The organism is Pseudomonas sp. S2_E02, assembly GCF_054668355.1.
Genome location: NZ_CP162761.1, coordinates 343,504 through 367,346, shown reverse-complemented (window position 1 = coordinate 367,346; position 23,843 = coordinate 343,504). Strand labels below are relative to the sequence as shown.

Annotated in this window: 21 protein-coding genes and 1 pseudogene; 19 read left to right on the top strand and 3 right to left on the bottom strand. The window is 60.7% G+C overall.

Annotation, left to right across the window (positions count from 1 at the left end):
• Positions 1-215: 215 nt before the first annotated feature.
• From AB4O01_RS01530 to AB4O01_RS01450, 17 genes are all read left to right on the top strand, one after another.
• Positions 216-1,568 carry a UDP-glucose dehydrogenase family protein gene (locus AB4O01_RS01530; protein WP_116255338.1) on the top strand — a complete coding sequence of 451 codons (1,353 nt, stop codon included), beginning with the start codon at positions 216-218 and terminating at the stop codon, positions 1,566-1,568.
• Positions 1,565-2,602: an NAD-dependent epimerase gene (locus AB4O01_RS01525; RefSeq protein WP_093439143.1), complete on the top strand. Its 1,038-nt coding sequence runs from the start codon at positions 1,565-1,567 to the stop codon at positions 2,600-2,602. Before AB4O01_RS01530 ends, AB4O01_RS01525 begins: the two co-directional genes overlap by 4 nt.
• Before the next feature lie 18 nt (positions 2,603-2,620).
• Complete coding sequence (locus tag AB4O01_RS01520) at positions 2,621-3,367, top strand: sugar transferase (RefSeq protein WP_093439148.1); 747 nt, start codon at positions 2,621-2,623, stop codon at positions 3,365-3,367.
• Positions 3,367-4,014, top strand: a complete 648-nt coding sequence (locus AB4O01_RS01515; protein WP_093439152.1) for a CpsD/CapB family tyrosine-protein kinase — start codon at positions 3,367-3,369, stop codon at positions 4,012-4,014. Before AB4O01_RS01520 ends, AB4O01_RS01515 begins: the two co-directional genes overlap by 1 nt.
• Positions 4,015-4,035: 21 nt before the next feature.
• Positions 4,036-5,061, top strand: coding sequence for a polysaccharide biosynthesis/export family protein (locus tag AB4O01_RS01510; RefSeq protein WP_093439157.1), 1,026 nt, complete (start codon positions 4,036-4,038; stop codon positions 5,059-5,061).
• Positions 5,062-5,077: 16 nt separating this feature from the next.
• Positions 5,078-6,670 carry a GumC family protein gene (locus AB4O01_RS01505; protein WP_460090414.1) on the top strand — a complete coding sequence of 531 codons (1,593 nt, stop codon included), beginning with the start codon at positions 5,078-5,080 and terminating at the stop codon, positions 6,668-6,670.
• On the top strand, positions 6,667-7,758 hold the full coding sequence (locus AB4O01_RS01500) for a glycosyltransferase family 4 protein (RefSeq protein WP_186624622.1): 1,092 nt from the start codon (positions 6,667-6,669) through the stop codon (positions 7,756-7,758). The genes AB4O01_RS01505 and AB4O01_RS01500 overlap by 4 nt, the downstream gene beginning before the upstream one ends.
• A complete protein-coding gene (locus tag AB4O01_RS01495) occupies positions 7,755-9,125 on the top strand; it encodes an O-antigen ligase family protein (RefSeq protein WP_093439168.1) in 1,371 nt (456 codons plus the stop codon). Before AB4O01_RS01500 ends, AB4O01_RS01495 begins: the two co-directional genes overlap by 4 nt.
• Entirely contained in the window at positions 9,122-10,090 is a 969-nt protein-coding gene (locus AB4O01_RS01490; RefSeq protein WP_460090412.1) for a glycosyltransferase, read from the top strand. The genes AB4O01_RS01495 and AB4O01_RS01490 overlap by 4 nt, the downstream gene beginning before the upstream one ends.
• Positions 10,083-11,219, top strand: coding sequence for a glycosyltransferase (locus AB4O01_RS01485; protein ID WP_257358158.1), 1,137 nt, complete (start codon positions 10,083-10,085; stop codon positions 11,217-11,219). The genes AB4O01_RS01490 and AB4O01_RS01485 overlap by 8 nt, the downstream gene beginning before the upstream one ends.
• 13 nt (positions 11,220-11,232) lie before the next feature.
• Positions 11,233-12,234, top strand: a complete 1,002-nt coding sequence (locus AB4O01_RS01480) for a polysaccharide deacetylase family protein (RefSeq protein WP_186624626.1) — start codon at positions 11,233-11,235, stop codon at positions 12,232-12,234.
• Complete coding sequence (locus tag AB4O01_RS01475; RefSeq protein WP_460090410.1) at positions 12,231-13,538, top strand: lipopolysaccharide biosynthesis protein; 1,308 nt, start codon at positions 12,231-12,233, stop codon at positions 13,536-13,538. The genes AB4O01_RS01480 and AB4O01_RS01475 overlap by 4 nt, the downstream gene beginning before the upstream one ends.
• Positions 13,535-15,457, top strand: a complete 1,923-nt coding sequence (locus AB4O01_RS01470) for a hypothetical protein (protein ID WP_460090408.1) — start codon at positions 13,535-13,537, stop codon at positions 15,455-15,457. Before AB4O01_RS01475 ends, AB4O01_RS01470 begins: the two co-directional genes overlap by 4 nt.
• 68 nt (positions 15,458-15,525) lie before the next feature.
• On the top strand, positions 15,526-16,215 hold the full coding sequence (locus AB4O01_RS01465) for a GNAT family N-acetyltransferase (protein ID WP_099759405.1): 690 nt from the start codon (positions 15,526-15,528) through the stop codon (positions 16,213-16,215).
• A gap of 4 nt (positions 16,216-16,219) precedes the next feature.
• The gene (locus tag AB4O01_RS01460; protein ID WP_460090407.1) at positions 16,220-17,404 is read left to right on the top strand and encodes a GNAT family N-acetyltransferase; all 1,185 of its coding nucleotides are present in this window, start codon (positions 16,220-16,222) and stop codon (positions 17,402-17,404) included.
• Positions 17,376-18,167 (top strand): ChbG/HpnK family deacetylase, encoded by a 792-nt coding sequence (locus AB4O01_RS01455; protein ID WP_460090405.1) that lies wholly within the window; start codon positions 17,376-17,378, stop codon positions 18,165-18,167. The genes AB4O01_RS01460 and AB4O01_RS01455 overlap by 29 nt, the downstream gene beginning before the upstream one ends.
• Positions 18,168-18,281: 114 nt before the next feature.
• Positions 18,282-18,974 (top strand): GNAT family N-acetyltransferase, encoded by a 693-nt coding sequence (locus AB4O01_RS01450; protein ID WP_093439495.1) that lies wholly within the window; start codon positions 18,282-18,284, stop codon positions 18,972-18,974.
• Positions 18,975-19,101: 127 nt separating this feature from the next.
• Here the strand turns inward: AB4O01_RS01450 and AB4O01_RS01445 are convergent, their stop codons facing one another.
• Positions 19,102-19,899 (bottom strand): class I SAM-dependent methyltransferase, encoded by a 798-nt coding sequence (locus AB4O01_RS01445; RefSeq protein ID WP_460090404.1) that lies wholly within the window; start codon positions 19,897-19,899, stop codon positions 19,102-19,104.
• Between the two features lie 249 nt (positions 19,900-20,148).
• On the opposite strand from AB4O01_RS01445, the pseudogene AB4O01_RS01440 reads away from it, so the two are divergent.
• A pseudogene (locus AB4O01_RS01440) lies at positions 20,149-20,286 on the top strand (helix-turn-helix domain-containing transcriptional regulator); the annotation flags it as partial.
• Between the two features lie 98 nt (positions 20,287-20,384).
• The gene (locus tag AB4O01_RS01435) at positions 20,385-20,732 is read left to right on the top strand and encodes a hypothetical protein (RefSeq protein ID WP_460090402.1); all 348 of its coding nucleotides are present in this window, start codon (positions 20,385-20,387) and stop codon (positions 20,730-20,732) included.
• A 150-nt stretch (positions 20,733-20,882) separates the two neighbouring features.
• On the opposite strand, the gene AB4O01_RS01430 is transcribed toward AB4O01_RS01435, so the two are convergent.
• Positions 20,883-22,313 (bottom strand): sigma-54-dependent transcriptional regulator, encoded by a 1,431-nt coding sequence (locus tag AB4O01_RS01430; RefSeq protein WP_099758598.1) that lies wholly within the window; start codon positions 22,311-22,313, stop codon positions 20,883-20,885.
• Complete coding sequence (locus AB4O01_RS01425; RefSeq protein ID WP_099758597.1) at positions 22,282-23,775, bottom strand: sensor histidine kinase; 1,494 nt, start codon at positions 23,773-23,775, stop codon at positions 22,282-22,284. Before AB4O01_RS01425 ends, AB4O01_RS01430 begins: the two co-directional genes overlap by 32 nt.
• Between the last annotated feature and the right edge of the window lie 68 nt (positions 23,776-23,843).

Sequence of the window (23,843 nt, the reverse complement as noted above, 5' to 3'; positions counted from 1 at the left end):
ACGACCGTTTATCGCTTATTTTGAATCTGAACAAATCTGCAAAAAACCAACAAACTCAATCGCAGCAATGACTTGATGGCCAATCGCCAAAAAATGCTCAAGTGTTATACAGATGCAACATGTCATTTTGCTGACACGCTTTGCAAACCCTGCGCTATACCCCATTTACAGTCTTCTTCCGAACTTCTTCTTTTCGCTCTATCGAGGGTGCGCAGATGGACGTGAGCGTATTTGGCACGGGCTATGTTGGATTAATACAAGCCGCCGCACTTGCAGATGTCGGTCATCGCGTTTTATGCGTGGATATTGACCCAAACAAGATTAAACAACTGCAACAAGCGGTGCCGCCAATTAGCGAGCCAGGTTTGTCCAGTACTCTTGAAGAGAACATCAAGGCCGGCCGTCTGCTGTTCAGCACCCAGGCCAGCGATGCGGTCGAGCATGCCGAACTGATCTTCATCGCCGTCGGCACCCCGGCCGATGAGGACGGTTCTGCCGACCTCAGCCACGTGCTCAACGTCGCCCGGCAAATCGCTTCGCACATGGAGGCCGATCGCACGTTGATCATCAAATCCACGGTACCGGTCGGCACGGCCGATCAGGTGCTGGCCACCGCCAACAGCGAATTGCAGCGCCGCGACAAGGCAGGTCTGACCGTACGGGTGGTCTCCAACCCTGAATTTCTCAAGGAAGGCAGCGCCCTCGCCGACTGCATGCGCCCGGACCGGATCATCGTCGGCACCCGTGACGACGTAGCTCGCGAGCAAATGAGCGAGCTGTACGCGCCGTTCTGCCGCAACCACGAAAAACTGATGTTCATGGACAACCGCAGCGCCGAGCTGACCAAGTACGCCGCCAACGCCATGCTCGCCACGCGCATCAGTTTCATGAACGAACTGGCCAACCTCACTGAACTGCTCGGTGCCGACATCGAAGCGGTGCGCAAAGGCATCGGTTCTGACCCGCGCATCGGTTACCACTTCATCTATCCGGGCTGCGGCTTCGGTGGCTCATGCTTTCCCAAAGACCTGCGCGCCCTGCTGCACACCGCTGAACACAACGGCATGCCGTTGAAACTGCTGCGCAGCGTCACCGACGTCAACGACCTGCAGCGGCACATACTCTTCAGCAAACTGAAAGCGCAATTCCCGCAAGGCCTTGCCGGCAAATCCATCGCGATCTGGGGCTTGGCATTCAAACCCAACACCGATGACATGCGCGAAGCCCCCAGCCGCTACTTGATGGATGCGCTGTGGGCCGAAGGCGCCAGCGTGCAAGCCTATGATCCGGAAGCGATGTCCGAATGCCGGCGCCTCTACGGCTACCGCAACGACCTGCACCTGTGCGCCACCCGCGACGACACCCTGGAAGACGCCGACGCACTGGTGATCTGCACCGAGTGGAAAAACTTCCGCGTGGTCGATTTCGAGTTGCTCGCCGAAAAGCTCCGTTCGAAGGTGATCATCGACGGCCGCAACCTGTACAACCCGGAACAAGTGGCTGCCGCCGGTTTGCATTACAGCGGCATCGGCCTGCGCCACATTGCCCCCGAAGGGCTACGGCCATGAAGGTGCTGGTCACCGGTGCGGCCGGTTTCATTGGTGCCCATTGCGTGTTGCGGCTGCTGCGCGACGGGCATTCAGTGGTCGGTCTGGACAATTTCAACGCCTACTATGACCCGCAACTCAAGCACGACCGCGTGCAGTGGGTGCGTGAGCAGGCCGGCGATTTCCAGCTCGTCACGGTTGACCTGGCCGACGCCTCGGCCATTGACGCGCTGTTTGTCCGCGAACGGCCGCAAGTGGTGATTCACCTCGCCGCGCAAGCCGGGGTGCGTTACTCGCTGGACAATCCCAAGGCGTATCTGGACAGCAACCTCAACGGTTTCCTGAATATTCTCGAGAGCTGCCGGCATCACCCGGTCGAACACCTGATCTACGCGTCATCGAGCTCGGTGTACGGCGCCAATCAGCACACGCCCTACTCTGTGAAAGACGGCGTCAATCACCCGCTGTCGCTGTACGCCGCGACCAAGAAAGCCAACGAGCTGATGGCGCACAGTTACAGCCATCTGTTTGGCATTCCCTGCACCGGCCTGCGCTTTTTCACCGTGTACGGGCCTTGGGGCCGGCCGGACATGTCGCCGATCCAGTTTGCCCGGGCGATCAGCGAAGGCGAGCCACTGAAGCTGTTCAACTATGGCGAGCACCAGCGCGATTTCACCTACATCGACGACATCATCGAAAGCATCGCCCGCCTCACCGAATGCCCTCCGCACGCCGACCCGCACTGGGATCGCGAGCTGCCCGACCCGGCCAGCAGCATGGCGCCGTGGCGGCTGTTCAACATCGGCGGGCAGCACCCGGTCGAGCTGAAAACCTATTTGGCGCTGCTGGAAAAACATCTCGGCCAGAAAGCCATTGTCGAGCTGCTGCCGCTGCAACCGGGCGACGTGCTCAACACTTGCGCCGAGGCCAGCGACCTGGCCCAAGCCACCGGGTTTCAGCCCCGGATCGAGCTGGATGAGGGGCTTGGGCGATTCATCGCCTGGTTCCGCGACTACTACCCCACTGCCTATCGCCCACGCGCCGCTCGCGGCTGAATTAATGCGGAGGACTCCATGACTGGACATGAGAAAGGTGTGCCGATCCAGGAAATGCGCCGTGACAAGCGCGTTGACCCCGAGCACCGAATGCGTCTCGACGCGGCAATCCATCGCCAGGGTCGCGGCTGGTTCACTGGCCGCGACGGCGGTCGCCCATGGCAACTGTCACGCACCAATCGCGTGGTCGCCTGCCTCGGTGCGCTAATGATTCTGGTGCTGATCTCGCCACTGCTGCTGGGTCTGGCACTGGTCATCAAGTTCAGCAGCCCAGGGCCGGTGATGTTCGTGCAAAAGCGTACCGGTTACCGCGGCCGCAAGTTCGGCATGTACAAATTCCGCACCATGGTCGCCAACGCCGAAGAATTGAAAGAATCGCTGCGCCACCTCAACAAGCACGGTGCCGACGCCATCGATTTCAAAATCGACCACGATCCGCGCATCACCCGCATCGGCGGTTTTCTGCGGCGCACCAGCCTCGATGAACTGCCGAACCTGATCAACGTGGTGACCGGTGACATGCGCTTGGTCGGCCCTCGCCCGACCTCGTTCAACGCTTACCGCTACAAGGACAATCACCTCGCCCGTCTGGCGATCTACCCCGGCATGACCGGCCTGTGGCAGATCTCCGGACGCAGCAATATCGACTTCGACCAGCGCGTTGAGTTGGACCTCAGCTACATCGCCGAGCAGAGCCTTTTGCTTGATCTGAAGATTCTGTTGAAAACCCCCTTCAAAGTATTCAGCGGCCACGGAGCAAGCTAATGGACGGTTCAACCAACAAAAGCCTGAGCATTGCCAACCCCAGCGAATCGAACCTGACCTCGACCGTGCTGGATCTCGACCTGCGGATCCTGTTCCTGACCGCCGCAAATCCCGGCGCCGGCACCACCACCAGTGCCTTGGCGCTGGCCAGCCAACTGGCGCAAATGAGCAGCGGCCAGGTGCTGCTGGTCGATGCCAGCCAGTCGGCGAGCAACCTCACGCAGCAGCTGAACCTGAGCAAGGAGCGCGGCCTGCGCGACTTGCTGTTCAACCCGGACAACCCGCCGCTGTTGCAGGACTGCGTGGTGCAGGTGTCGAGCCTGCCCTTCCACGTGCTGCCCAATGGCCGGCCGATCCGCACCATGGAACACCTGACCGCCGAGCGCCTGAGCCCGTTGCTCGATCAATTGGGCAGCCAGTACCGCTTCGTGGTGATCGACGGCGACGCGGTGTATTCCGCTGCCGACACGCTGGTCATCAGCACTCAGGTCGACGGTGTGGTGTTTGTCGTGCGCGCAGAAGACACCCGCTGGGAAGCCGCCCAGGCCGCCGTGCAACGCCTGACTCAGGCCGGAGCCAAAGTGGTCGGTAGCGTGTTCAACCGGCGAAAGTACTACATGCCCAAATGGCTTTACAAAAACCTCTAAGCGAACGCGAAGGATGACGCCATGAACGCCAAGATTCTTGTGCTGCTGATGCTGCCGCTTGCAGGCTGCTCGAGCACCTCCGAAACCCAGAACATGCCGGTGAATATCCTCACCGCCACCCCGGCCAACGCCCAGGCGACCGATATGCCGAAGATCGAGCAGACCCTGCGCCCGCAGGACGTGCTCGACGTGATCTTCCATATCAGCACCAGCGGCTCGGACGCCTACCGTGTGCAGTCGGGTGATCAGATCGGCCTGAACTTCACCGCTGCCAGCCAGCTCAACGGCAATCAACTGGTGCTGCCCGACGGCACCATCGAACTGCCGGGCGCCAACACCTCGGTGAAAATCGCCGGGCTGACCAGCGATCAGGCCCGTGAAGAAATCCAGCGCGCCTATCAGCGCAAGCAACTGTTCCAGCCCAACCGCAATCAGCTGACCGTGCAAATCATCAGCCCGCTGACCAATGAGCAGAACCTGAAAAGCGCGCTGAACCACCCGGCCACCGGTATGAGCCGCGAGATCACCGTCGGCACTGACGGCTACGCGAGTTTCCCGGAAATCGGCGCCGTGCCGCTGCAAGGCATGACCGTCAATCAACTGGAAACCTTCCTCAACCAGAAATACGCGCAACTGCCGGGCCGGATGACCGTGGACGTGCTGCTGAAATCCACCGCCGGCAACGAAATCTATGTGCTGGGCGAAGTCGGTCAACCAGGTTCCTACCCGATCCGCCGGCCGGTGTCGGTGCTTGAAGCACTGACCCTGGCCCGTGGCACTAACGTCAAGGCGCGCCTGGATTCGGTGGTGATCATGCGGCGCAATGGCAATCAGGTGCAGGCGGTGCATTACGACGTCGAAAAAGCCTTGTCCGGCGATGCCTCGCAAATCGCTTACCTGCAACCGGACGACATGCTGTTCGTGCCAAAAACCAAACTGGCCAGCGCCGGCGAACTCGCTCGCCAACTGGCCGATGTGGTGCTGTTCCAGGGCGTCGGGTTCAGCTTCGGCTACCGCGTCGACAACAAAGGCAGCAACAACAACTGACTCTCAGGTGACCGACATGAATCCAAAGGAAAACTACCTGCATGAGTTCTTCAGGATCTTCTTCGCCAACAAACAACTGGTGAAACGGGTCTTCCTGATCTTTGCAGTCATCGCCCTGCTCCTGCCGCTGGTGCTCAAACAGAGCTTCGATATCACCGCGCAGGTGATCGTGCAGTCGAAAAAACTCTCCCAGGGTGACGCCACCACGTCACTCACGGTGGACAACGCCACGTTTATTCCGCCGTCGCTGGCGGACATGGAAACCGAGAGCAATATCCTCCGCTCGCCGGCGCTGATCCGTCAGACCATCAGCGAACTGCGCGACAAGGGCGAATACACGCCTTCGCCGGGCATTTTCAGCAAACTGGTGGCCGAGCCGTTCAAGCGCTACGTCACTTCACCGCTGCGCCAATACGTGATCAATCCGCTGCGCAATGTGCTCGGGCTGGACACCGATCCGGTGCGTGACACCGCGCTCGACGCCTTCACCCAGCAAGCCATCGATAGCCTGAAAATCGAGACCCTGCCCGGCTCCAACGTGATCTCGATCATCTACAGCTTCCCCGATCCGCATCAGGGCACGACGTTTGTTTCAGCCTTGCTGCAGAACTATCTGTTCAGCCGTCAGGCCTTGCAGTCGATCGACTTGCCGCAGTCCTTCTATGAGTCGAAAAAGCATCTCTACCAGGTGCGCCTCGACGGCCTGGAAGGCAATCGCCAAGCCTTGCTGGAAAGTGTCGGCTCGTCGGATCCGAAGGAAGAAATCACCTTCCGCCTCAACGCGATCAACACCGAAGAGCAAGCCCTGAACCTGTATCAGGATCGCCTGTTGCAGAGCCAGCGCTGGCTCGAATATCTGAAAACCGCGTTGGCTGCGGCCAGCAACAACAAGCTCAACGACTACACCTTCCCCTACACCTTCACCACCACCGTCGACAACGTGGCGTTCGAAGATCGGGAAATCAAACAGATGGGCGAGCAACTGACCACCCAGGTCAGCCGCTACATGAATGACCTGGCGGTGTTCCAGCCCGGCAGTGAACCGATGCTGCTGACCCGCGAGCAGATTGCTCGCACCCGTGGCCAGTTCCTCAAAGTGGTGAGCAACCGCATCCAGGAGCGCACCAACGATCTGGCGGTGGTCAAGCAAGTGATCGATCAGAAAACCGCGCGCATCGCCGAGTTCAAGAACCGCATCCACGAGTTGCAGCAGACGCAAAGCAAGCTGCGGCAGATGGACACCGAAATCGATGCGCTGCACGCCGCCTTCTCGACTTACGCCCAACGTTTCGCCGAAAGCAGCACCACCGGCGCGCTCAACGACGATCTGTCCAACGCCCGGGTGCTCAGCCCGCCGTTCGAACCGACCGAAGCAGCGTTCCCGAAACCGGGCCTGATCATTCCATTCGGTTTGTTCACCGGGTTGTTGCTGGCGATTGCCCTGGTCTACGTGCGTGAGTTCTTCGATCACCGCTTCAAACACCCGGCGCAAATCAGCCACGAACTGGGTTTGCCGGTGCTGTTGGTGATCAACGACCAGAACGCGCTGCCGAGCAATCCGCACAAGAACTGGACGGTGCCAAGCTTCCTGCACTGGGTGCGCAATTGAGCACCGCATCCTCCCCGACTGCCGCGCTGCCGATCATTCATTTGCTCAGCAGCGGCGGCTTCTATGGCGCCGAGCGCATGTTGCTGGATCATTGTCTGGCGACGCCGGGTCAGCATCAGGTGCTGTTCCTCGACGCGCCGCCAGAACTGATCGCGCGCTTTCGCACGGCCGGGGTCGACTGTCGCGGCTGTGCCGGGCTGGGAGAATTGCTGCAGTATCTGCGTCAGCGCCGCAGTGAAAAACCGCTGATCAATACGCACAACTTCAAAGGGCTGTTGTTCGGTTGGGTCGGCGCAACCCTGTTGCGCCTGCCGTTGGTGATCACCCAGCACGGCTTCACACCGCGCAGTCGCAAGCAGAAGTTCTACACCTGGCTAAGTCTGCAACTGTGCCGAACCGCGTCGGTGGATCGGGTGGTCTGCGTGGCGGAAAGTATCGCCGCGCTGCACCGTCAGGCCAGCGTCCGCGCGGAGAAATTGCAGGTGATCCCCAATGGTTTGCCAGCCGCTGCGGCGCTGGTGCCTGACGCGGATCGGCAGCGCTGGCTGGTCGGTTACGTCGGCCGCTTGAGCAGCGAGAAAGGCCCGGATCTGTTTCTTGATGCGCTGATTCCGCTGTGTCACCAGCATCCACAACTGGATGCGGTGATGCTCGGTGACGGCCCGGAACGCGAAGTGTTGCAGACGCGGATCGACAACGCCGGTTTGCAGCAACGCATTCGTTTGCCCGGTTATCAGATCGCCATGCAACCGTGGTGGCGGCAACTCGATGCGCTGGTGATCAGCTCGCGCACCGAAGGCACACCAATGATTTTGCTTGAAGCCATGCAGGCCGGGGTACCGGTGGTGGCGTTCGGCGTCGGCGGCATTCCCGATGTGCTCGAACACCGGCACAACGGCTTACTCGCCACACCGGCCGACTGCGCCGCCCTCGCCCGTCAGCTCGACACGTTGCTGAGCGAGCCGAAGCTGGCCCGGCAACTGCGCGACAACGCAAAACGCACACAACAGGATCGCTACGACCTCAAGGCGCTCGCTGAGCGCTGGTCGCAGCTGTACATCCGCACGGCACGGGAGGCACGCGCATGATTTTCCCGCTCTCGATCGTCAGTCTGCTCGGTCTGGTCTGCATCGGTTTGCTGGCCAGCCCTTATCCGTTTCTGGCGCCGGGGGCGGTGCTGGGCCTGGTGGGCTTTGCGCTGCTGTACCGCAAACCGACCTGGGGCCTGCTCGGCATTGCTGCACTGGTGCCGTTCGAGGGCTTTTTCAAGGACACGTCGTTCTCGGGCAGCAAGCTGATCGGTGCTTCACTGGCGGTGATCCTGATGCTGCAACTGGCGTTGCACCAAATTCCCTCGGAGCGCCTGCGCAGCAATATCTGGCGCTTCCTGATCTGGTTTCTGGTGCTGTACTTTCTGAGTTTGCTCAACACCGATGACCTGGGCATGTCGCTCGGCCACCTGCGCGAGCTCAGCGTCGGTCTGATTCTGTTTGTCATCACCCTGTTGATCGGCCGCGAGCTGAACCTCGATCTGTTCGCCCGGCTCGTCACCCTCGCCGTCAGCACCACCTGTGCGATGGCAATGTTCTCGACCAAATTTCAGGATCAGGGTCGCGCCGCCGGACTGCTCGAAGACCCCAACGCGTTCGCCCTGCTGATCGCCTTTGCGATTCCGCTGGGGCTGTTACTGGTGATCCGCAGCCCGAACCTGCTGCACCGGTTGTTCTGGGGCGGTTGCTGCCTGATGCTGTTGGGCGGCATGACCAAAACCGAATCGCGCTCGGGTCTGGTGGTCTTGGCCTTGAGCCTGCTGATCGGCTGCTGGCATTACCGCACCCAACTGACACGGATTCGCCCTCGGCATCTGGGCTTCGCCATGCTTGGCGCAGCGATCGTGATTCCGCTGGCGATCTACGCAATGCCCGCCGGTTATATGGCGCGCATCCAGTCCCTGAGTATTCTCAGCGCCGGTTCCAAGGCTCAGGACGAATCCCTCGGCCGCCGCGCTTCGTACATCGTGGTTGGCAGCCAGATGATCCGCGAGAACCCGCTGCTCGGCTCCGGTCCCGGCACCTTCCCGCTGCATTACGCGACCACGGGTTACGCCAAGGCGTTTTCGGCTAACCGCAAAATCGGCGACCTCTATCGTCGTGCGCACAACACCTACCTGGAAATCTTCAGCGAACTGGGGATTCCCGCCGGGCTGTTGTTCGTCGGCATGCTCGGCCTCGGTCTGTACAACCTGATTCGCGCACGCGCCGCGTGGATGTTGCGCCGCGAATGGCATCAGGCCGACATGATGACCCACCTCGGTGTGAGCTTCCTGTCGCTGACCTTGTTCCTGATGTTCCTCAGCGCACCGAACCAGAAATACGTGTGGATCATGCTCGCCATGACCAGCGTCCTGCGCCTGAAAGCCGAGCAGGCGCCCCTGAGCACGGAGGCAAAGGCATGATCCGCATCAGCATCGTCATCCCGATGTTCAACGAGGCGCGGCACATTGGCCGCACCTTGCTTGCCGCGCAAAAAGCTGCCCATGCGGCCAATGTCGAGTGCGAGTTGATCGTGGTCGACAACGGCTCGACCGATCAGGGACCACACATCGCCCGCCAGTTCGGCGCGCAGGTGCTGGTGCAGCCGGGTTTGTTGATCGGCGCCCTGCGCAATCGCGGCACGGCCATCGCCACGGGTGAATGGCTGGCCTTCATCGACGCTGACATTGAAATGCCGGAGAGTTGGCTCAAGCCGTTGTTCGACATTGAGGCCAGCGGCCAGGCCGATGTCTTCGGCCTTGATCTGCACACCCCCGCCGAAGCGCCGTGGTACGCCACCGCCTGGCAACGCCGCACCGCGCGCGCGTCGTCGCAGGCGTCCCACGTCGTTGACTGGCTGCCCAGCTCAAACCTGCTGATGCGCCGGGGCTGGTTCGACAAGGTCGGCGGTTTCAACGAAAGCCTGCGCACCGGCGAAGACAAGGAATTCACCCTGCGCCTGCACGAACAGGGTGCGCGGCTGCTGTCGATCAATGACAACGTCGCCCTGCATTGGGGTTACGAAATGAACTGGCGCGAATGGATGGGCAAGGAGTTGTGGCGTCAGGGCAGTCACCTGCAACTGCTGCGCACCCATGGCTTCAGCCTGCGCCTGTTGCGCTTTCCGGTGCTGTCGCTGCTGGTGTGGTTGCTGGACTTTCTGGCGATTTCGGCGCTGTTCGACGGCTTTCCGCATCACGCGATCGTCATGGTCACGCTGACACTGATACCGGGACTGGTGCTCAGCCTGCGTCAGAGTTTCAAACACCGCAATATCGGTCTGACCCTGCAACTGTGGGGCCTGCACTGGGTGCGTCTGCACCTGGCCGGTGCCGCGTTCATTTTGAGTCTGTGTCATTGGAACGCCAGGAGGCCTGCCCGTGGCTGAGTTCATTTTCTGGATGTGCCTGGTGCTGCCGGTCTACGCCTATGTGGGCTACCCGCTGCTGCTGACGATTCTGGCGCCGCTGTTCCCGGCCTGGCGTCACACGCCGGCGCCGCCATTGAGCGTCAGCATCGTGATTGCCGCGCACAACGAGGCGCGGCACATCGAACACAAGTTGCGCACCTTGCTGGCGCAGGATTACCAGCCGGCCTCGCTGCAGATCATTCTCGCCAGTGACGGTTCGACCGATGACACCGTGGCCTGCGCACACAAGATCGTTGATCCGCGCATCACCGTCCTCGATCTACCGCGCCAAGGCAAAGCGGCGACGTTGAATGCCGGCGTGGCCCTCAGCACCGGCGACATTCTGGTGTTCACTGACGCCGACAATCAATGGTCGCGCGAAACCCTTGGGTATTTGCTCGCGCCACTGAGTGATCCGAATGTCGGCGGTTGTGCCGGGCACATGGTGATTCCGGTCACCGGCGGCGGTTTGAGCGTGGGTGACAGCCTCTATCGGCATTACGAAGGCTGGCTGCGCCGGGTCGAGAATCGCACCGGGTGCATGGTCTCTGCCGACGGCGCCCTGCTCGCCCTGCGCCGCGAGTTGTTCCAGAACGTGCCGGCCGAGGTCAACGACGATTTCTTTATCAGCACCTGCGCGCCGGTCGCGCACAAACGCATCGTCTATGTGCCGGAAGCGCAAGTGATCGATCACGGTGTCGATGAGGCCAACAAGCAATTCCGCCGCCGTCAGCGCGTCACCGTCGGTGGTCTGCAAAGCCTGGCCCAACGCCGCGAACTGCTCAATCCGCTGAAATATGGCCTGTATTCGATCGCGCTGATCAGCCACAAACTGATCCGCCGTCTCGCACCGATCCTGTTGCTGCCGCTGCTGCTGAGCAACTTCTGGCTGTGGGAAGACCACGGTTTCTATCGCCTGGCCCTGATCGCGCAACTGTTCGGCTATGCCGTGGCGATTGCCGGTTTGCTGGATTCGCAACACCGCTTGCCGAAACCCTTCCGCCTCGCCGCGTTTTTGCTGGTCACGCTCGCCGGGATGAGTCTTGGCCTGTGGCAGTTCCTGCGCGGTCAGCGGTATGCCCAGTGGAATCCGGAACAGAACCGTTAAGAGGACCGAAGCCATGGCGATCAAACAATTACTCAAACGCACCAGTGGCTGGCTCTATCTCAACTCGTCCATGGGCCGCAACCAATTGCAGGGCGCCGGGGTGATTCTGATGCTGCACCGGGTGTTGTCGAACGACCGTGCCGCCGACCTGCCGCACCGCAACGAACTCTGCGTAGGGCCGAAAGCCTTCGAGCATTTGCTGATGTGGCTGCGCAAGCATTTCGATTGCGTGCCGCTGATGGAAATCCTTCAGCCCAACTCACTGCGTACCGAACGCCCACGGGTGGCATTGACCTTCGATGACGGCTGGCGCGACAACGCGGTTAACGCCTTCCCGCTGCTGCAAAAACATCAGGTGCCGGCGAGCATTTTTCTCTCCACCGATTTCATCGGCAGCCGTCAGCGCTTCTGGTGGGAAAGCCTCGGCGAAACCCTGTGGGGCAGCCATGGCGACAAGGCGCGGATGCATTTGATCGAATGCCTGCATGCCATGCATCACCCGTTGCCGGTGCTGCTGGATGACATCGACGTCGACCGTCGCAGCCTGGCATTGCTCCATTACCTGCAAGGGTTGAAATCGATTGACTCGCAGGAGCTGGAACGGCTGACCGATGAATGCCCGCAGGAGTCGCAACCGCAAGCGCTGGACTGGCATCAGGTGCGCGCACTGGAGGCGTCCGGGCTGGTGCGTTTCGGTCCGCACGGCGCCAGTCACGCGATCCTCACCGGTCTCGACGATGTGCGCCTGAGCGAAGAAATCAGCCGCAGCCGTGACGCCCTGCACAACGGCTGCAATCGTGCGCTGCCGGTGTATTGCTACCCCAATGGCGACAATGATGAACGCGTGCGCCAACAGATTGCCCGTCACGATTACCCGTTTGCGCTGGGCACCGGCACCGGCATTTATCGCGGCGAAGGCGATCCGCTGAACCTGCCGCGCTTCGGTGTCAGTCAGCGCACCGCGCGTAATCCGGAGTTGCTGTCGTGGCGGATTTTTCGCGGGGCGCGGCCATGAGCCGAAGCAATTACCTCAAACATTTGGCGCTGAGCATGGGCACCAAACTGGCGATGATCGCCCTGCGTTTGCTGCGCAATGTGCTGCTGGCGCGGATTCTCGGGCCGAGCGAGCGCGGGCTGTTTGCGTTGCTCAGCACCCTGCCGGATCTGATCAGCGCCGCCACCAGTGGCGGCTTGAATTCGGCGGTGGGTTATCAGGCCGCCAAGCAGCGGCCGATGGGTTTGTTGCTGAGTCAGGTGTTGGTGTTCGGCTGTTTGCTCGCGGCGTTGCTGACCTTGCTGGTGGTGGCCCTGGTGCGTGAGTTTGGCACCGAGCTGGATGTGACGATGCAGCTCGGTTTGCTCGCTTGGCTGTTGTTGCTGGCAGTGCCGCTGACCGTGCTGAAAAGCGGTTTGCTGACGTTGCACAACGCCTCCGGTGGCGTGGTCGCGTTCAATGCCTTGCGCCTGGTCGAGTCGCTGGCACCGCTGTTGCTGTTTCTCGCGCTGTTCTGGATGTGGCAAAGCGCGGCCCTGGAAGCGGCGCTGATCAGTTGGCTGGCCGGCATCAGTCTGGTAGTGCTGGTCGGTTGGGTCTGGCTCAAACGCGCACAACCGTTGCAACTGCAATGGGACCGCGCCAGCCAGAACGAACTGCTGCGCTACAGCGCGCGCAGCCATCCGGATCTGTTGTTCCAGCAAGTGATCCTGCGTTCGGATTACCTGTTCATCGGCGCCCTGCTCGGCAGCACCGCCCTCGGCCACTACGCTATGGCCAGCGCCGCCGCCGAACTGCTGCTGATCGTTCCGGAAGCAGTCACCACGCCACTGATGAAACGCCTGCTGCAGCAAGACGAAGGCATGGACAAGGTCACGCCGCTGGCCCTGCGCCTGACCGCCACGGTGATGCTCGGCGCGTGCCTGACCATGGCAGTGATTGGCGAATGGCTGATCGTCACCTTGTTTGGTACGGCGTACCAACCGGCGTATCCGGCGCTGCTCGCCTTGCTGCCGGGGCTGTTGGGCCTGTGCTACGCGAGCATTCTGCGCCTGGACCTGTTGGGCAAGAATCGTCCCGGCACGGTGTCGTTGCTGATGGGCCTCGGTGCCCTGCTCAATCTGGCGCTGAATCTGGTGCTGATTCCGGCTTACGGCATCGTCGGCGCGGCGGCGGCTTCGTCGATTGCCTACCTGGCGGTGACCGTGGCAATGCTGGTGCTTTACTGCCGTTTGAGCGACGTGCCGTTCTGGCAAACCCTGATCATTCTGCCGCGCGACGTCACACCGATGTGGCTGATGCTGCAACGGCGCAAAACCGCATGAAAGGCCTGGTCTTGCTGTTCGGTCTCGGCCTGTCGCTGGACGCCTTCGCGGCGTCGATGCGCTGGGCCGAGATTCGTGACGGCAGCCTGTATCTGCAAACCGATCGTCCGGACACGCTGACCGTGCGCTGGACGCCGGCGTGGCAGGCCGATGCCAATGAAGAGCATCTGTATTTGCTCGATGGCCAGGGCAAACTGGCAGGTGATCGTTTTATAAAGGCCAGTGAAATTCGTGGCAGTCAGAGCTGGCCGCTGCTGCCCGGCGCGGCGAGTTATCGGCTGGAAATTCCCGGCTACAGCTTCCGCAATTACCGCGTCGAACATGACGAGCACACGGTCGCGCTGTTCGCCCCGGCGAAAGTGCATTTCAGCGTCGACACCCGCAACGGCGACGAGTTGTATTTCAAGGTTGCGCCAGGTGAACACGCGGTGCTGGCGGGCAAGTTTCACGGAGGTGTCAGCGGGTTGCAGGCACAGCGGGTCGGCGCTGAGCAGCAACTGACGCTGGCATTGAAACCGTATCGCGCCTACTGGCAGTTCGATCAGGTTGCCCTGCCCGTCAGCGAGCGCGAGCAAGTCTGGCGTCTGCGTCTGCAAGGCAGCGGCAAAGCAGCGTTCTGGCTGGATGGCACGGCCAACCTGTTCGCGCAGAACCCGCAGCAACTGAAAGCGCTGCGTGAAGACGCCGGTCAGACGCATCTGGTCTTGCACGACAAAGTGCTCGGGCGCACGCCGGATCTGGGCATCGCTCTGCCCTACTTGATGCCGCCACCCGCCAGTCATGCCGCGCTCGATGCGCTGAAACCGACGGCGGCGAGTTACTACAGTTTTGTCGACGTGACGGCGAAGAATCCGCAGTTCGAAGACGCGTTCCGTCAGGTGTATCAGGAGCGTTTCGGCATCAGGCAGGACATCACCTTGCTCGCCGGCAGTCAGCGCCAGGCTGACTTGCGCGCCGATGTGCAAAGCAACGGCGGGCTTGATGCGTGGTTAGCCAGCACCCGAGCGCTGGGTGGCAAGGGCACCCACTACATCGGTTTTGCCGATGAGCCGAACCTCAACTATTCCAGTTACGCGCAGTATCAGGCGATTTTCACCAGCATGGCGCGGCAGGTGCGCAGCGATCCGGCCAATGCCAAGGCCGGCGTGCGCATCGCCATGCCGGCCAGTTCGCGGCTGGTCAACGGGCCGTTTGCCAATAACGCTGCGGACAAGCGCGGCATCGATTGGGCGCGGCGTCTGCTCAGCGAATCCGGCGATCAGGTTGACGCACTGGCGTGGCACGAATGGATGATCCGCGACCTGCTCGCCACACGCGTCTATCGCGACAGCGTGCGCCGCGCGGCCGAATTGGTTGGCCTCGATGGCAAAGGCCAGCCGCGCAAAGCCTTGTTGCTCGACCAGACCAATCTGTCCAGCGGCTCCAGCCTCAGCCCTTATGATCAGGAAACCCACTACACCTCGCTGTGGTGGGCGTCGGTGGTGATCAACGCGTCGCAGGATGGCTTGTTGACGATGCTCAACTGGTTCCAGGCCGCCGATGAGCCGCAGTACCCCAAGGGCATGCTGCGTGTCTCGGCCGATGAACAACACTTCGAGCTGAAGCCGGTAGGCCTGGCCCAGCAATTCATAGCCCAACACTGGCTGCATCAGGTGCTGTGGCTGGAAAACGATGCCTTTGAAGTCGATGTGCTGGCGATGGCCGGCGACGATCAGCGCGGCTTGCTTGGGGTAAATAAAGGCACTCGGCTGCAACGTGTAGACCTGGCCGGCGCCAAGTGTCCGCTGAACAACGGCGCCCTGCGCTACTTCGGTGCTGACAATCGCAGTCGTGACGCGCCGTTTACCTGCCAGGACGGGCGTGTGCGTTTCGAGCTGCCGGGGCAAACCCTGTTCGCCCTCGGCTGGAGCGCTTCATGAACCGTCCGTTGATGTTCAGCCGCGCAGGCCTGTGGCCGCGCGATGCCTCGTCATCAGGAGCCAAAACCATGAACATGCTAAGCAAACTGACTGAACACCTGCGGCAGAAAGGACTCACTGCTACCGCCAAAAAAGCGTGGAAACACTACATCTTTTCCCATCAGGAACTGCTGTGGATGGAGCGCGATCTGGTCAGCCCGGTGCCGCCGCACAACCTCAAACCGTACCCGCCGCTGCGGGTGGTGAAGATCACGGCGGACAACGCCAGCGCCTTCGCGCGCTACTTCGGCGACCGCGTCGGCACCATGGCGGAGCTGGCCAAAGAAGGTCACACCGGGCACATGCACCTGGACGATCAGGGCGATGCCGTGGCGTTTATCTGGGGCAGTTCGCGGGACTATTTCGACCGGCACTATTACGGTTGCATGTTTCCGGTGAAACCCGGCGAGTTCTTCGAGTTCGGCGGTGAACTGACCCGCGCCTACTGGGGCAGCGAGTTGTCGGTGGATCTGCAACTGGAGCTGTGGAAAGCCATGGCTGCACAGGGTTGCGACAAGGTTGTCGACGTCTGCGAATTCCACAACATCCCGGCGCTCAAGCTGCACTTGCGCATGGGCTATACCGAGCAGAACCGCATCATGAATGTGTACACCTTGTTCGGTCGCTGGCGTTTCTACCGCGAAAGCCGCTACAGCGGTTCGCGTCTGGATGCGCTGCGCAAACCTTCCCGTCCACCCGTAACAGCCACGGCGGCCTGAGTCTATGGTGACGCGATTCGAATGGCGCACTTCGCTGTGCGCCGCCGATTTCCCGGAAGCAGCGTATGAAGCGCTGCGCCTGCGGGTGACGGATCACACGCCGTTCAACCACCTCGGTTGGTTGTGCGCGGCCGAGCAGGCCCTTGGCGCGGATGAGCGTTTGCACATTCTGCTGAGGTGGGAAGCGGACGAATTGCGTCTGTGCCTGCCATTGGTGGCGAGTCGCGAGCGCTTTGCCGGCCTGCCGTTCCGGGTCGTGCATCACTTGGGGTATCCACTGGCCGATCGTTTAGCGCTGTTGTCTTTGCTTGGCCATGAAGACATGCGCAAGGCCTTGCTGTTGATTCGCCAACGGCTGCCCCACGCGTTGCTGCAACTCAATGAGTTGTCCGAACCTGCGGGTGAGGAAAGTGCGCTGACCGAATGGATGGCGCGCAGTTCCACCGCTGAACGACGCCTGAGTTGTCGGGTGCCGGTGCATCTGATCAGCGAGGCCGATCATCAGGAAGTCTCCGGCGACCCGCGCTACAAGCTGCGGCGGGCACGCAAGCGGATCGCCGCGTGCGGTGCCGAAGTGCGGCGCATCGTGCCCGATGCGTTGAGCATGGGCCCGCTGTTAAAGGTTATCAGCGACGTCGAAGCGGTGAGCTGGAAAGGCGACGAAGGCGTGGGGATTTTCGCCAGCGAACGCAGCCGCCAACTGATCGAGCGCGCCTTCACCGCCCTCGCCGGCCAGGGCCTGGTGCGGGTGGTGACGCTGGAACTGAATGGCCACTGCATCAGTTATCGCCTCGGTCTGCTGGAGCAAGGACGGCTCTACGATTACAACCTCGCCTTCCTGCCGCAATACGCCGATCTGGGCAGCGGCCGGGTGTTGCTGGAGGAATGGATTCGCTGGGGGCTGGACGACAACTGGCGCTGGATCGACGCCTCGCGGGTCAGCCTGGAAAACTCCAGTCATCAACTGCACGAACGCATGACCGGACAACTGGAGCACTGGCGCTGGAGTTTTTATTCCTGGCGGCCGAGTGGTCTGGTGCTCGGCCTGGGCCTGCGCCTGTGGCATCGCCTCAAACCGCACGTACAAGCCTGGCGCGCCCGTCGTACCGAGCCTGCGAAACCCACACCGAAACCTGTCGCGATCACCACGGAGGGCGAACATGCCTCGCCAAGTCATAGTCAACGCTGACGATTTCGGCCTTAGTCCGAACGAAAATTCGGTGATCTTCGCCGCGTTTCAGGCTGGGGTCATCAGTTCTGCCACCGCCATGGCCAACATGCCGGCGTTCGAAGCGGCGTGTGCCATGGCGCGGCATCCGACGTTGCAAGGTCGGGTCGGGCTGCACTTCAACCTGACTTACGGACGACCACTGAGCCTGGGGATTCTGGCGCGTCGCACCTTTTGCGATGACTTCGGCGTGTTTGACCTCAGCCTGCCGCGCCACAGTTTCTGGTTGGGCCGCGAGGATCGCGAGGCGGTACGCGCAGAATTGCAGGCGCAGTGGCAGCGCTGCGTCGATCACGGCATGCGTCCCAGCCACATCGATTCTCACCAGCACGTGCACAACATCTGGCCGATCGGCGAGATCGTCGCGCGGTTTGCCGCGCATCAAGGTGTACCGATTCGGCTGGCGCGCAACCTGGGGCAGAACCTCAATTTGCCCAAACGTGTGTTCAAGGGATTGCTCAATTGGCGTTTGCAGAGTCTGGCCGGCGTTACCGCCGACTATGTGTGCACGCCGATCGACCTGCGCAACGGCAACGCGCCGACCGACGGCGTGCTGGAAATCGTCGCCCACCCGACGCAACTCGGCGCCGATTTCGGTGACGCCTATCTCAACCCGAACGAGTCATTGAGCCTTGTGCTAGAGCAGCGGCTGACGGGCGTTGCGCGGGTTTCCTATAGCGATCTGAACAAGAATTTTCTACGCGGGGCGACGGCACTCGATTGAGTTACACACGTTGAAATACTTTCCAAAGTGGCCCTTTGAAATTAACTGGCCAGCGTGATCTATACCCACAAAAGCACCATCCACCACACCCGGGCTGCGGCCACGGAGGGCATCATGAGCGTGATCGAAAAACTACAAGAGCGCATCCGGCAAAAAGGCTTCGGCCGCACGTTCGGCACGTTGTGGAAACGCTACGTGTTCTTCCATTGGGAACTGTTGTGGATGGAGCGTGACCTGGTCAGCCCGGTACCGCCGCACAAGCTGCGGCCTTACGACGGACTGCGCAAAGTCGATATCACGCCGCAGAATGCCATCGCGTTCACCAAGCATTTTGGTGACCGGGTAGGCACCATGGCGGAACTGGCGGCCGAGGGTCACACCGGGCACATGTACCTCGATAAGGATGACCACGCCGTCGCGTTTATCTGGGGCAGCATTCGTGATTATCACGACCGTCACTATTATGGCTGCACCTTCCCGGTGAAGCCCGGCGAGTTCTTTGAATTCGGTGGTGAGATGACCCGTGCGTATTTCGGCAGCAGCCTGTCGGTGGACGTGCAGGTGGCGCTGTGGGAGGCGATGGCCGCGCAGGGTTGCGACAAGGTGGTGGATGTTTGCGAGACGCACAATATTCCGGCGCTGAAGCTGCATCTGCGCATGGGTTACCACGAGCAGGGCCGCGTGATGCACGTTTACTGCCTGTTCGGGCGCTGGAAGTTTTTCCGCGAAACGCGGTATGAGGGTTCGCGTCTGGAACCGCTGCGCAAACCGGGGCGGCCGGTGGTGAGTGCGGCGGCGCAGGCTTGATTCAACTCTGAAATATTCAGCGGCAGTGATGCCGTCATCGCGAGCAGGCTCACTCCTACATTTGAAATGCATTCCCCTGTAGGAGTGAGCCTGCTCGCGATGAGGCCGGTAGCCGCGCTGATTATTTTCAGGCCTTGCTGGCGACCAAGGTAAAACACATCGGCATCTGCGCCTCTCGATTCAGATACCGGTCATACACCTCTTCCCGATTCGAATGCGCATACTCCCTGAAGTGCGCAATATTCAGCCCTGCCCCGATGGCACCACCGAAAATCGCCCCCAGCGTGTGCACAAACCAATACGACTTCGCCGCCTGCTGCTCAACCTTGCCGACATAGACAATCGGTTCTTCCTGCACAAACGGTTCGGCGCGGAAGTACGAACTGGCGAGGCGATAAGGATCTTCCGCATCCGGGTCGACCATTTCCAGGAACGGATGGGTTTCGTAGATCACCAGTTTCCCGCCCGGTTTCAGCGTTGAAGCGACATGGCGGAAAAACTCGCCGATGTCCGGCATCCAGTTCAAAACACCGATGGTGATCAGCGCCACATCGAAGCGATTGTGCAAGGACGCTGGCAAATGATGGATATCGCTTTCGATGAACTCGGCTTTGTGCGGTGAACGCTTGTTCAGCTCGCGGGCCTGTTCTAGAAACGCCGCCGATTGATCGACGCCGACCACGCTTCTGGCACCAAGCGCAAACAGCGAGAGACTCTCACGGCCATTGTTGCAGCCCAGTTGAATCACATCCTTGCCATCGACCTCCAGCAACCCGCTCAGGGTCTCATCGAGGCAAGAGAAATCCGCCTGTGCGACTTCGCCGAGCAAGGCCTGCCAATCAGGCGAATCCTGGTGATGGCGGGCGGAATCGTTCCACGCCTGTCGATTGCTTTCGATGGCGGTTTTATTGTTGGGCACTTCCATGGCGCACTCCGGACGATGCTCGTGATTGAGCGGATCCGAGTCTAGATCAGCCCGGCAATTGCGGTTGTTGCAAACTTGTAAGCCAATTCCTGCGGCAACTCCTACATATCAGGGTGTTCTGGCCTACAAATGTCGGCGAATTATCAAAACAGATAAAGGACACGGCTGACTATTCAACTCTGCTCACGTGGATACCCTCACAAAGCGCAGTCATCCGACGCGCACAAAAATGGCTAAGGAGGCTTAACCATGAGCCAGACTTTGACGAATTTCGACGTGATAGCACTGCTGGACAGTGACGAAGCCATCAGCGAATACCTGTCCCAGGTTCTTGCAAATGGGGATAACGAAGAGTTTCTTCGCGCAATCGGCTATGTGCTCAAGGCCTGCGCACAACCGGAGCATGTGATCAATCACCCGGTTGTTTGAATGTCGGGCAGCTATAGTTAATAGCCTTGGGGAAAACCGCACTCGCAGGTGCCGCCATGCATATGCTCGATCGGCTGTTGTTGACCGGCTGTCTGCTCGCTGCCACTCAGGCGCAAGCGCTGGACAGCAATTTCAATTATTACGGGCCCAACCAGCCCTTCGCCCACCCTGCCCCGTATTCACTGAGTTCCACACCGCTTAAGCCTTACGACGATACGGCGCCGCAGGATTTTGTAGTGATCCCGGGTGACCATGAGTTCTACGATTCACAACTGCCGACTGTGGCGGACGCGACGGTGCGGGTGTTTATCCGCACGTACGATGCCGAGCGCGGGATTTATGTGAATGACGAGGTGCTGGATCCGGGTTGTTTGCTGGAGTGTTTGAGTCGGCAGCAGCATTGATCCGGGTTGCTCACAACATCTGCGGCACCACCGATCCCTTGTAGGAGTGAGCCTGCTCGCGATAGCGGTGTGTCAGCAATAAAGAGGTCGACTGACACACCGCTATCGCGAGCAGGCTCACTCCTACAGGGGAAATGCGGTGTGCCTGGGTTACCACTGCCGTTTATCCGGGCGGGCGAGGCCGAGTTTTTCGATGCGGTAGCGCAGCATGTCGCGGCTCAGGCCCAGCAGGCGCGCGGATTTGGTGACGTTCCAGTCGGTCTTGTCGAGCATTTTGCGCACCATGTCGCGCTCGACTTCCGGCAGGTTCATCGACTCGGTGTTGCTCGCCGGCCGTGGTTCGTAGTGCATCGGTGCTTCATGAATATGCAGCGGCGGCTCGTCGACCAGGCTCATGCACACGTTGAGCTGATGCGCAGCGATGGTGTCGCTCGGCGCCAGCAACACGGTCTGCTCGAGCATGTTGCGCAGCTCGCGCACGTTGCCCGGCCAGGTGTAACTGAGCAGCAGCTCTTCGGCCTGCTGACTGAAATGCAGATTCGGTTTGCCATAGCGTTTGCCGTGGCTGGCGAGAAAGTGCCGCGCCAGCAACAGAATATCGTCGCCCCGGGCATACAGGCGTGGCACTTTGATCGAAATGATCCGCAGGCGGAAAAACAGATCGCGGCGGAATTTGCCCTGCTGCACCATCTGTTCAAGATTGCAGTTGGTCGCACTGATCACCCGCAGATTGACCTTGCGCTCCTTCACCGAACCGACCCGGCGAATGGTGCGGTCCTCCAGCAACTTCAAAATCTTCGCCTGCAAGAGCAGATCCATCTCGCCAATCTCATCCAGAAACAGCGTGCCACCATCCGCGGCTTCCACCAGACCAACGCGACGATCCTTGGCGTCGGTGAACGCACCTTTCTCATGGCCGAACAGCTCCGACTCGACCAGATTCGATGGAATCGACGCGCAGTTGAATTCAATGAACGGCCCTTTGCTACGCGGACCGTCGAAGTGCAACGCGCGGGCCACCAACTCTTTGCCGGTGCCGGTCTCGCCTTCCACCAAAACCGGCGGTAGATCGGTGTTGGCCATGCGTCGCTCGGCGTCGAGCAACTGGCCGATGGTATTTTTCAGGTACTGCATCGGCGCCGAATCACCAATCAGCGCCTGCACCCCGGATTTCTGCGCCTCGCGCTCCTGATAGAACGACAGCGTGCGCTCCATTCGTTCGGTGGCCAGAGCCTTGTCGAGCAGCAGTTTCAGCTCCGGTAAAGCCACCGGTTTGGTGACGTAATGAAAGGCGCCCTCCTTCATCGCCACCACCGCATCTTCGACGTTGCCGTAACCGGTCATCATGATCACTTTGAGATCCGGCGCGCTGATGCGCAGCTTCTGGATCAGGTCGTGACCGCTCATGCCCGGCAGCGAGTTGTCGGTCAGCACAATGTCGGGCATGAAGGTTTCCAGTTGCGCCAACGCGTCTTCGGCCGAATGGCAGACGGTCACCTCGAAGTCCTTGCGCTCCAGGTAGGTCTGAATATTCTCGGCCAGCAGTTCGTCATCCTCGACCAGCAGAATGCTGTGTTCCATATTCCCCTCCCGATGCCACTTTGAAGTTGAGACTGACGCGGGTTCCCTCCTGCTCGCGGCTGGTCAGCACGACCGAACCTTCAAAACGCTCCATGATTCTTTTGACCAACGCCAGACCAACCCCGAGGCCGCCCTGTTTGGTGGTGAAAAACGGTTTGAACACCAACAGTTGCTGCTGCGCGCTCATGCCCTTGCCGGTGTCGCTCACGGTCAGGCGCACGCGGTCGGGCTGCGGCGATTCGAATTCGACGCTGAGCACACCGCCCTTGGGCATCGCTTCCAGGGCGTTGGCAAACAGGCTATTGAGGATTTGCGTGAGCAGCACCTTCTGGCTGACGACCGGCGCGCAATTCTGCGCAGTGAAGCGCACTTCGACGTTGCAGCGTTTGATCAATGCTTCGAAGGCGCCAACGGTGTCTTCGACCGCCATCACCAGGTCCACCGCCTCGCCGTCGTCGTTCATCGGCCGCAGCGACACCAGCAACTCGCGCACCCAGCGCGACATGCGATCGACCTGGCTGATGATGTCGCCGATGTTGCGCTGCGCACCGGGGCTGGCGATTTCCTGGGCCAGTTCGGCGCTGGAGCGAATGGTCGCCAGCGGATTACGCAGACTGTGCGCCACCGCCGAAGACATCTCGCCGAGGGCGACAAAGGTCTCATTGCTGATCAACTGTTGCTGCTGGCTCTGCAGCAGTTTCGCCGCGCGGCGGACGATCCAGAACAACGCGAGAAAGATCGCCGCACCACCGAAACAGGTCGCCGCCCAGATCGAGGCGAATCCACGGTCGATGCGGTCGACCAGATCCGCCGGTTCCTTGTAGATCTCGACCATGGCGACGACTTTGCTTTTGTCGGCGTTGAACATCGGGATGTAGTTCTCGATGAACAAATACTTCGGCTCGCGCAGTAACTGCTGCTCGGGTTTCTCATCGTCGATCTTGTGATAACTGGAAGACACCGCGACTTTCATCTCGAACGATTCGTCGAGTTCGTCGTCATCCTCGAACTTGACCCCGATCAGTTCCGGATTGGTCGACCAGATCACCGTACGATCCAGCGCGTACACCGTGGCCAGGAGAACGTCGGGCAGGTGTTGGACATGGTCGAGGAACTCGGCGCGGGCGGCTGCATGGGCAACGGGATCGACATCGGGAAAGTTGTCGTCCTGGCGCGGGTCGAGCATTTCGCCCATGGTGCGCGCCGGGGTGATACCGGCGTGGCGTATTTCCGCTGCGCCGATGGCCTGAACGAATTGCGCCGTCAGCAACGCATCGCGCTCAACGCTTTCAGTGACGATGAAGCGCGTGGAGATATAGCCAAGGCCCACCGCCACGGCGGCAATGATGAAAAAACTCGCGAGCGAGAACCAGCGCAGCAGATTGAACTGTTCGCGCCAGCTCTTGCCCATTGCCGCCGGGGTGTCCGGCGCAGGTGTTTGTTGTGCTTCCAGTCGCTGCATGGGAGTGCCCTGGAGGTTTTGTATCGAGCCAGTTACTGCCATCAGTGTAGGTGGCTCTGACCGCGACA

Excerpts from the sequence above, each read along its gene's own strand:
- AB4O01_RS01530 (WP_116255338.1), top strand. The coding sequence starts at position 216 with ATGGACGTGAGCGTATTTGGCACGGGCTATGTTGGATTAATACAAGCC.
- AB4O01_RS01525 (WP_093439143.1), top strand. The coding sequence starts at position 1,565 with ATGAAGGTGCTGGTCACCGGTGCGGCCGGTTTCATTGGTGCCCATTGC.
- AB4O01_RS01520 (WP_093439148.1), top strand. The coding sequence starts at position 2,621 with ATGACTGGACATGAGAAAGGTGTGCCGATCCAGGAAATGCGCCGTGAC.
- AB4O01_RS01515 (WP_093439152.1), top strand. The coding sequence starts at position 3,367 with ATGGACGGTTCAACCAACAAAAGCCTGAGCATTGCCAACCCCAGCGAA.
- AB4O01_RS01510 (WP_093439157.1), top strand. The coding sequence starts at position 4,036 with ATGAACGCCAAGATTCTTGTGCTGCTGATGCTGCCGCTTGCAGGCTGC.
- AB4O01_RS01505 (WP_460090414.1), top strand. The coding sequence starts at position 5,078 with ATGAATCCAAAGGAAAACTACCTGCATGAGTTCTTCAGGATCTTCTTC.
- AB4O01_RS01495 (WP_093439168.1), top strand. The coding sequence starts at position 7,755 with ATGATTTTCCCGCTCTCGATCGTCAGTCTGCTCGGTCTGGTCTGCATC.
- AB4O01_RS01490 (WP_460090412.1), top strand. The coding sequence starts at position 9,122 with ATGATCCGCATCAGCATCGTCATCCCGATGTTCAACGAGGCGCGGCAC.
- AB4O01_RS01480 (WP_186624626.1), top strand. The coding sequence starts at position 11,233 with ATGGCGATCAAACAATTACTCAAACGCACCAGTGGCTGGCTCTATCTC.
- AB4O01_RS01475 (WP_460090410.1), top strand. The coding sequence starts at position 12,231 with ATGAGCCGAAGCAATTACCTCAAACATTTGGCGCTGAGCATGGGCACC.
- AB4O01_RS01470 (WP_460090408.1), top strand. The coding sequence starts at position 13,535 with ATGAAAGGCCTGGTCTTGCTGTTCGGTCTCGGCCTGTCGCTGGACGCC.
- AB4O01_RS01465 (WP_099759405.1), top strand. The coding sequence starts at position 15,526 with ATGAACATGCTAAGCAAACTGACTGAACACCTGCGGCAGAAAGGACTC.
- AB4O01_RS01460 (WP_460090407.1), top strand. The coding sequence starts at position 16,220 with ATGGTGACGCGATTCGAATGGCGCACTTCGCTGTGCGCCGCCGATTTC.
- AB4O01_RS01455 (WP_460090405.1), top strand. The coding sequence starts at position 17,376 with ATGCCTCGCCAAGTCATAGTCAACGCTGACGATTTCGGCCTTAGTCCG.
- AB4O01_RS01450 (WP_093439495.1), top strand. The coding sequence starts at position 18,282 with ATGAGCGTGATCGAAAAACTACAAGAGCGCATCCGGCAAAAAGGCTTC.
- AB4O01_RS01445 (WP_460090404.1), bottom strand. The coding sequence starts at position 19,899 with ATGGAAGTGCCCAACAATAAAACCGCCATCGAAAGCAATCGACAGGCG.
- AB4O01_RS01435 (WP_460090402.1), top strand. The coding sequence starts at position 20,385 with ATGCATATGCTCGATCGGCTGTTGTTGACCGGCTGTCTGCTCGCTGCC.
- AB4O01_RS01430 (WP_099758598.1), bottom strand. The coding sequence starts at position 22,313 with ATGGAACACAGCATTCTGCTGGTCGAGGATGACGAACTGCTGGCCGAG.
- AB4O01_RS01425 (WP_099758597.1), bottom strand. The coding sequence starts at position 23,775 with ATGCAGCGACTGGAAGCACAACAAACACCTGCGCCGGACACCCCGGCG.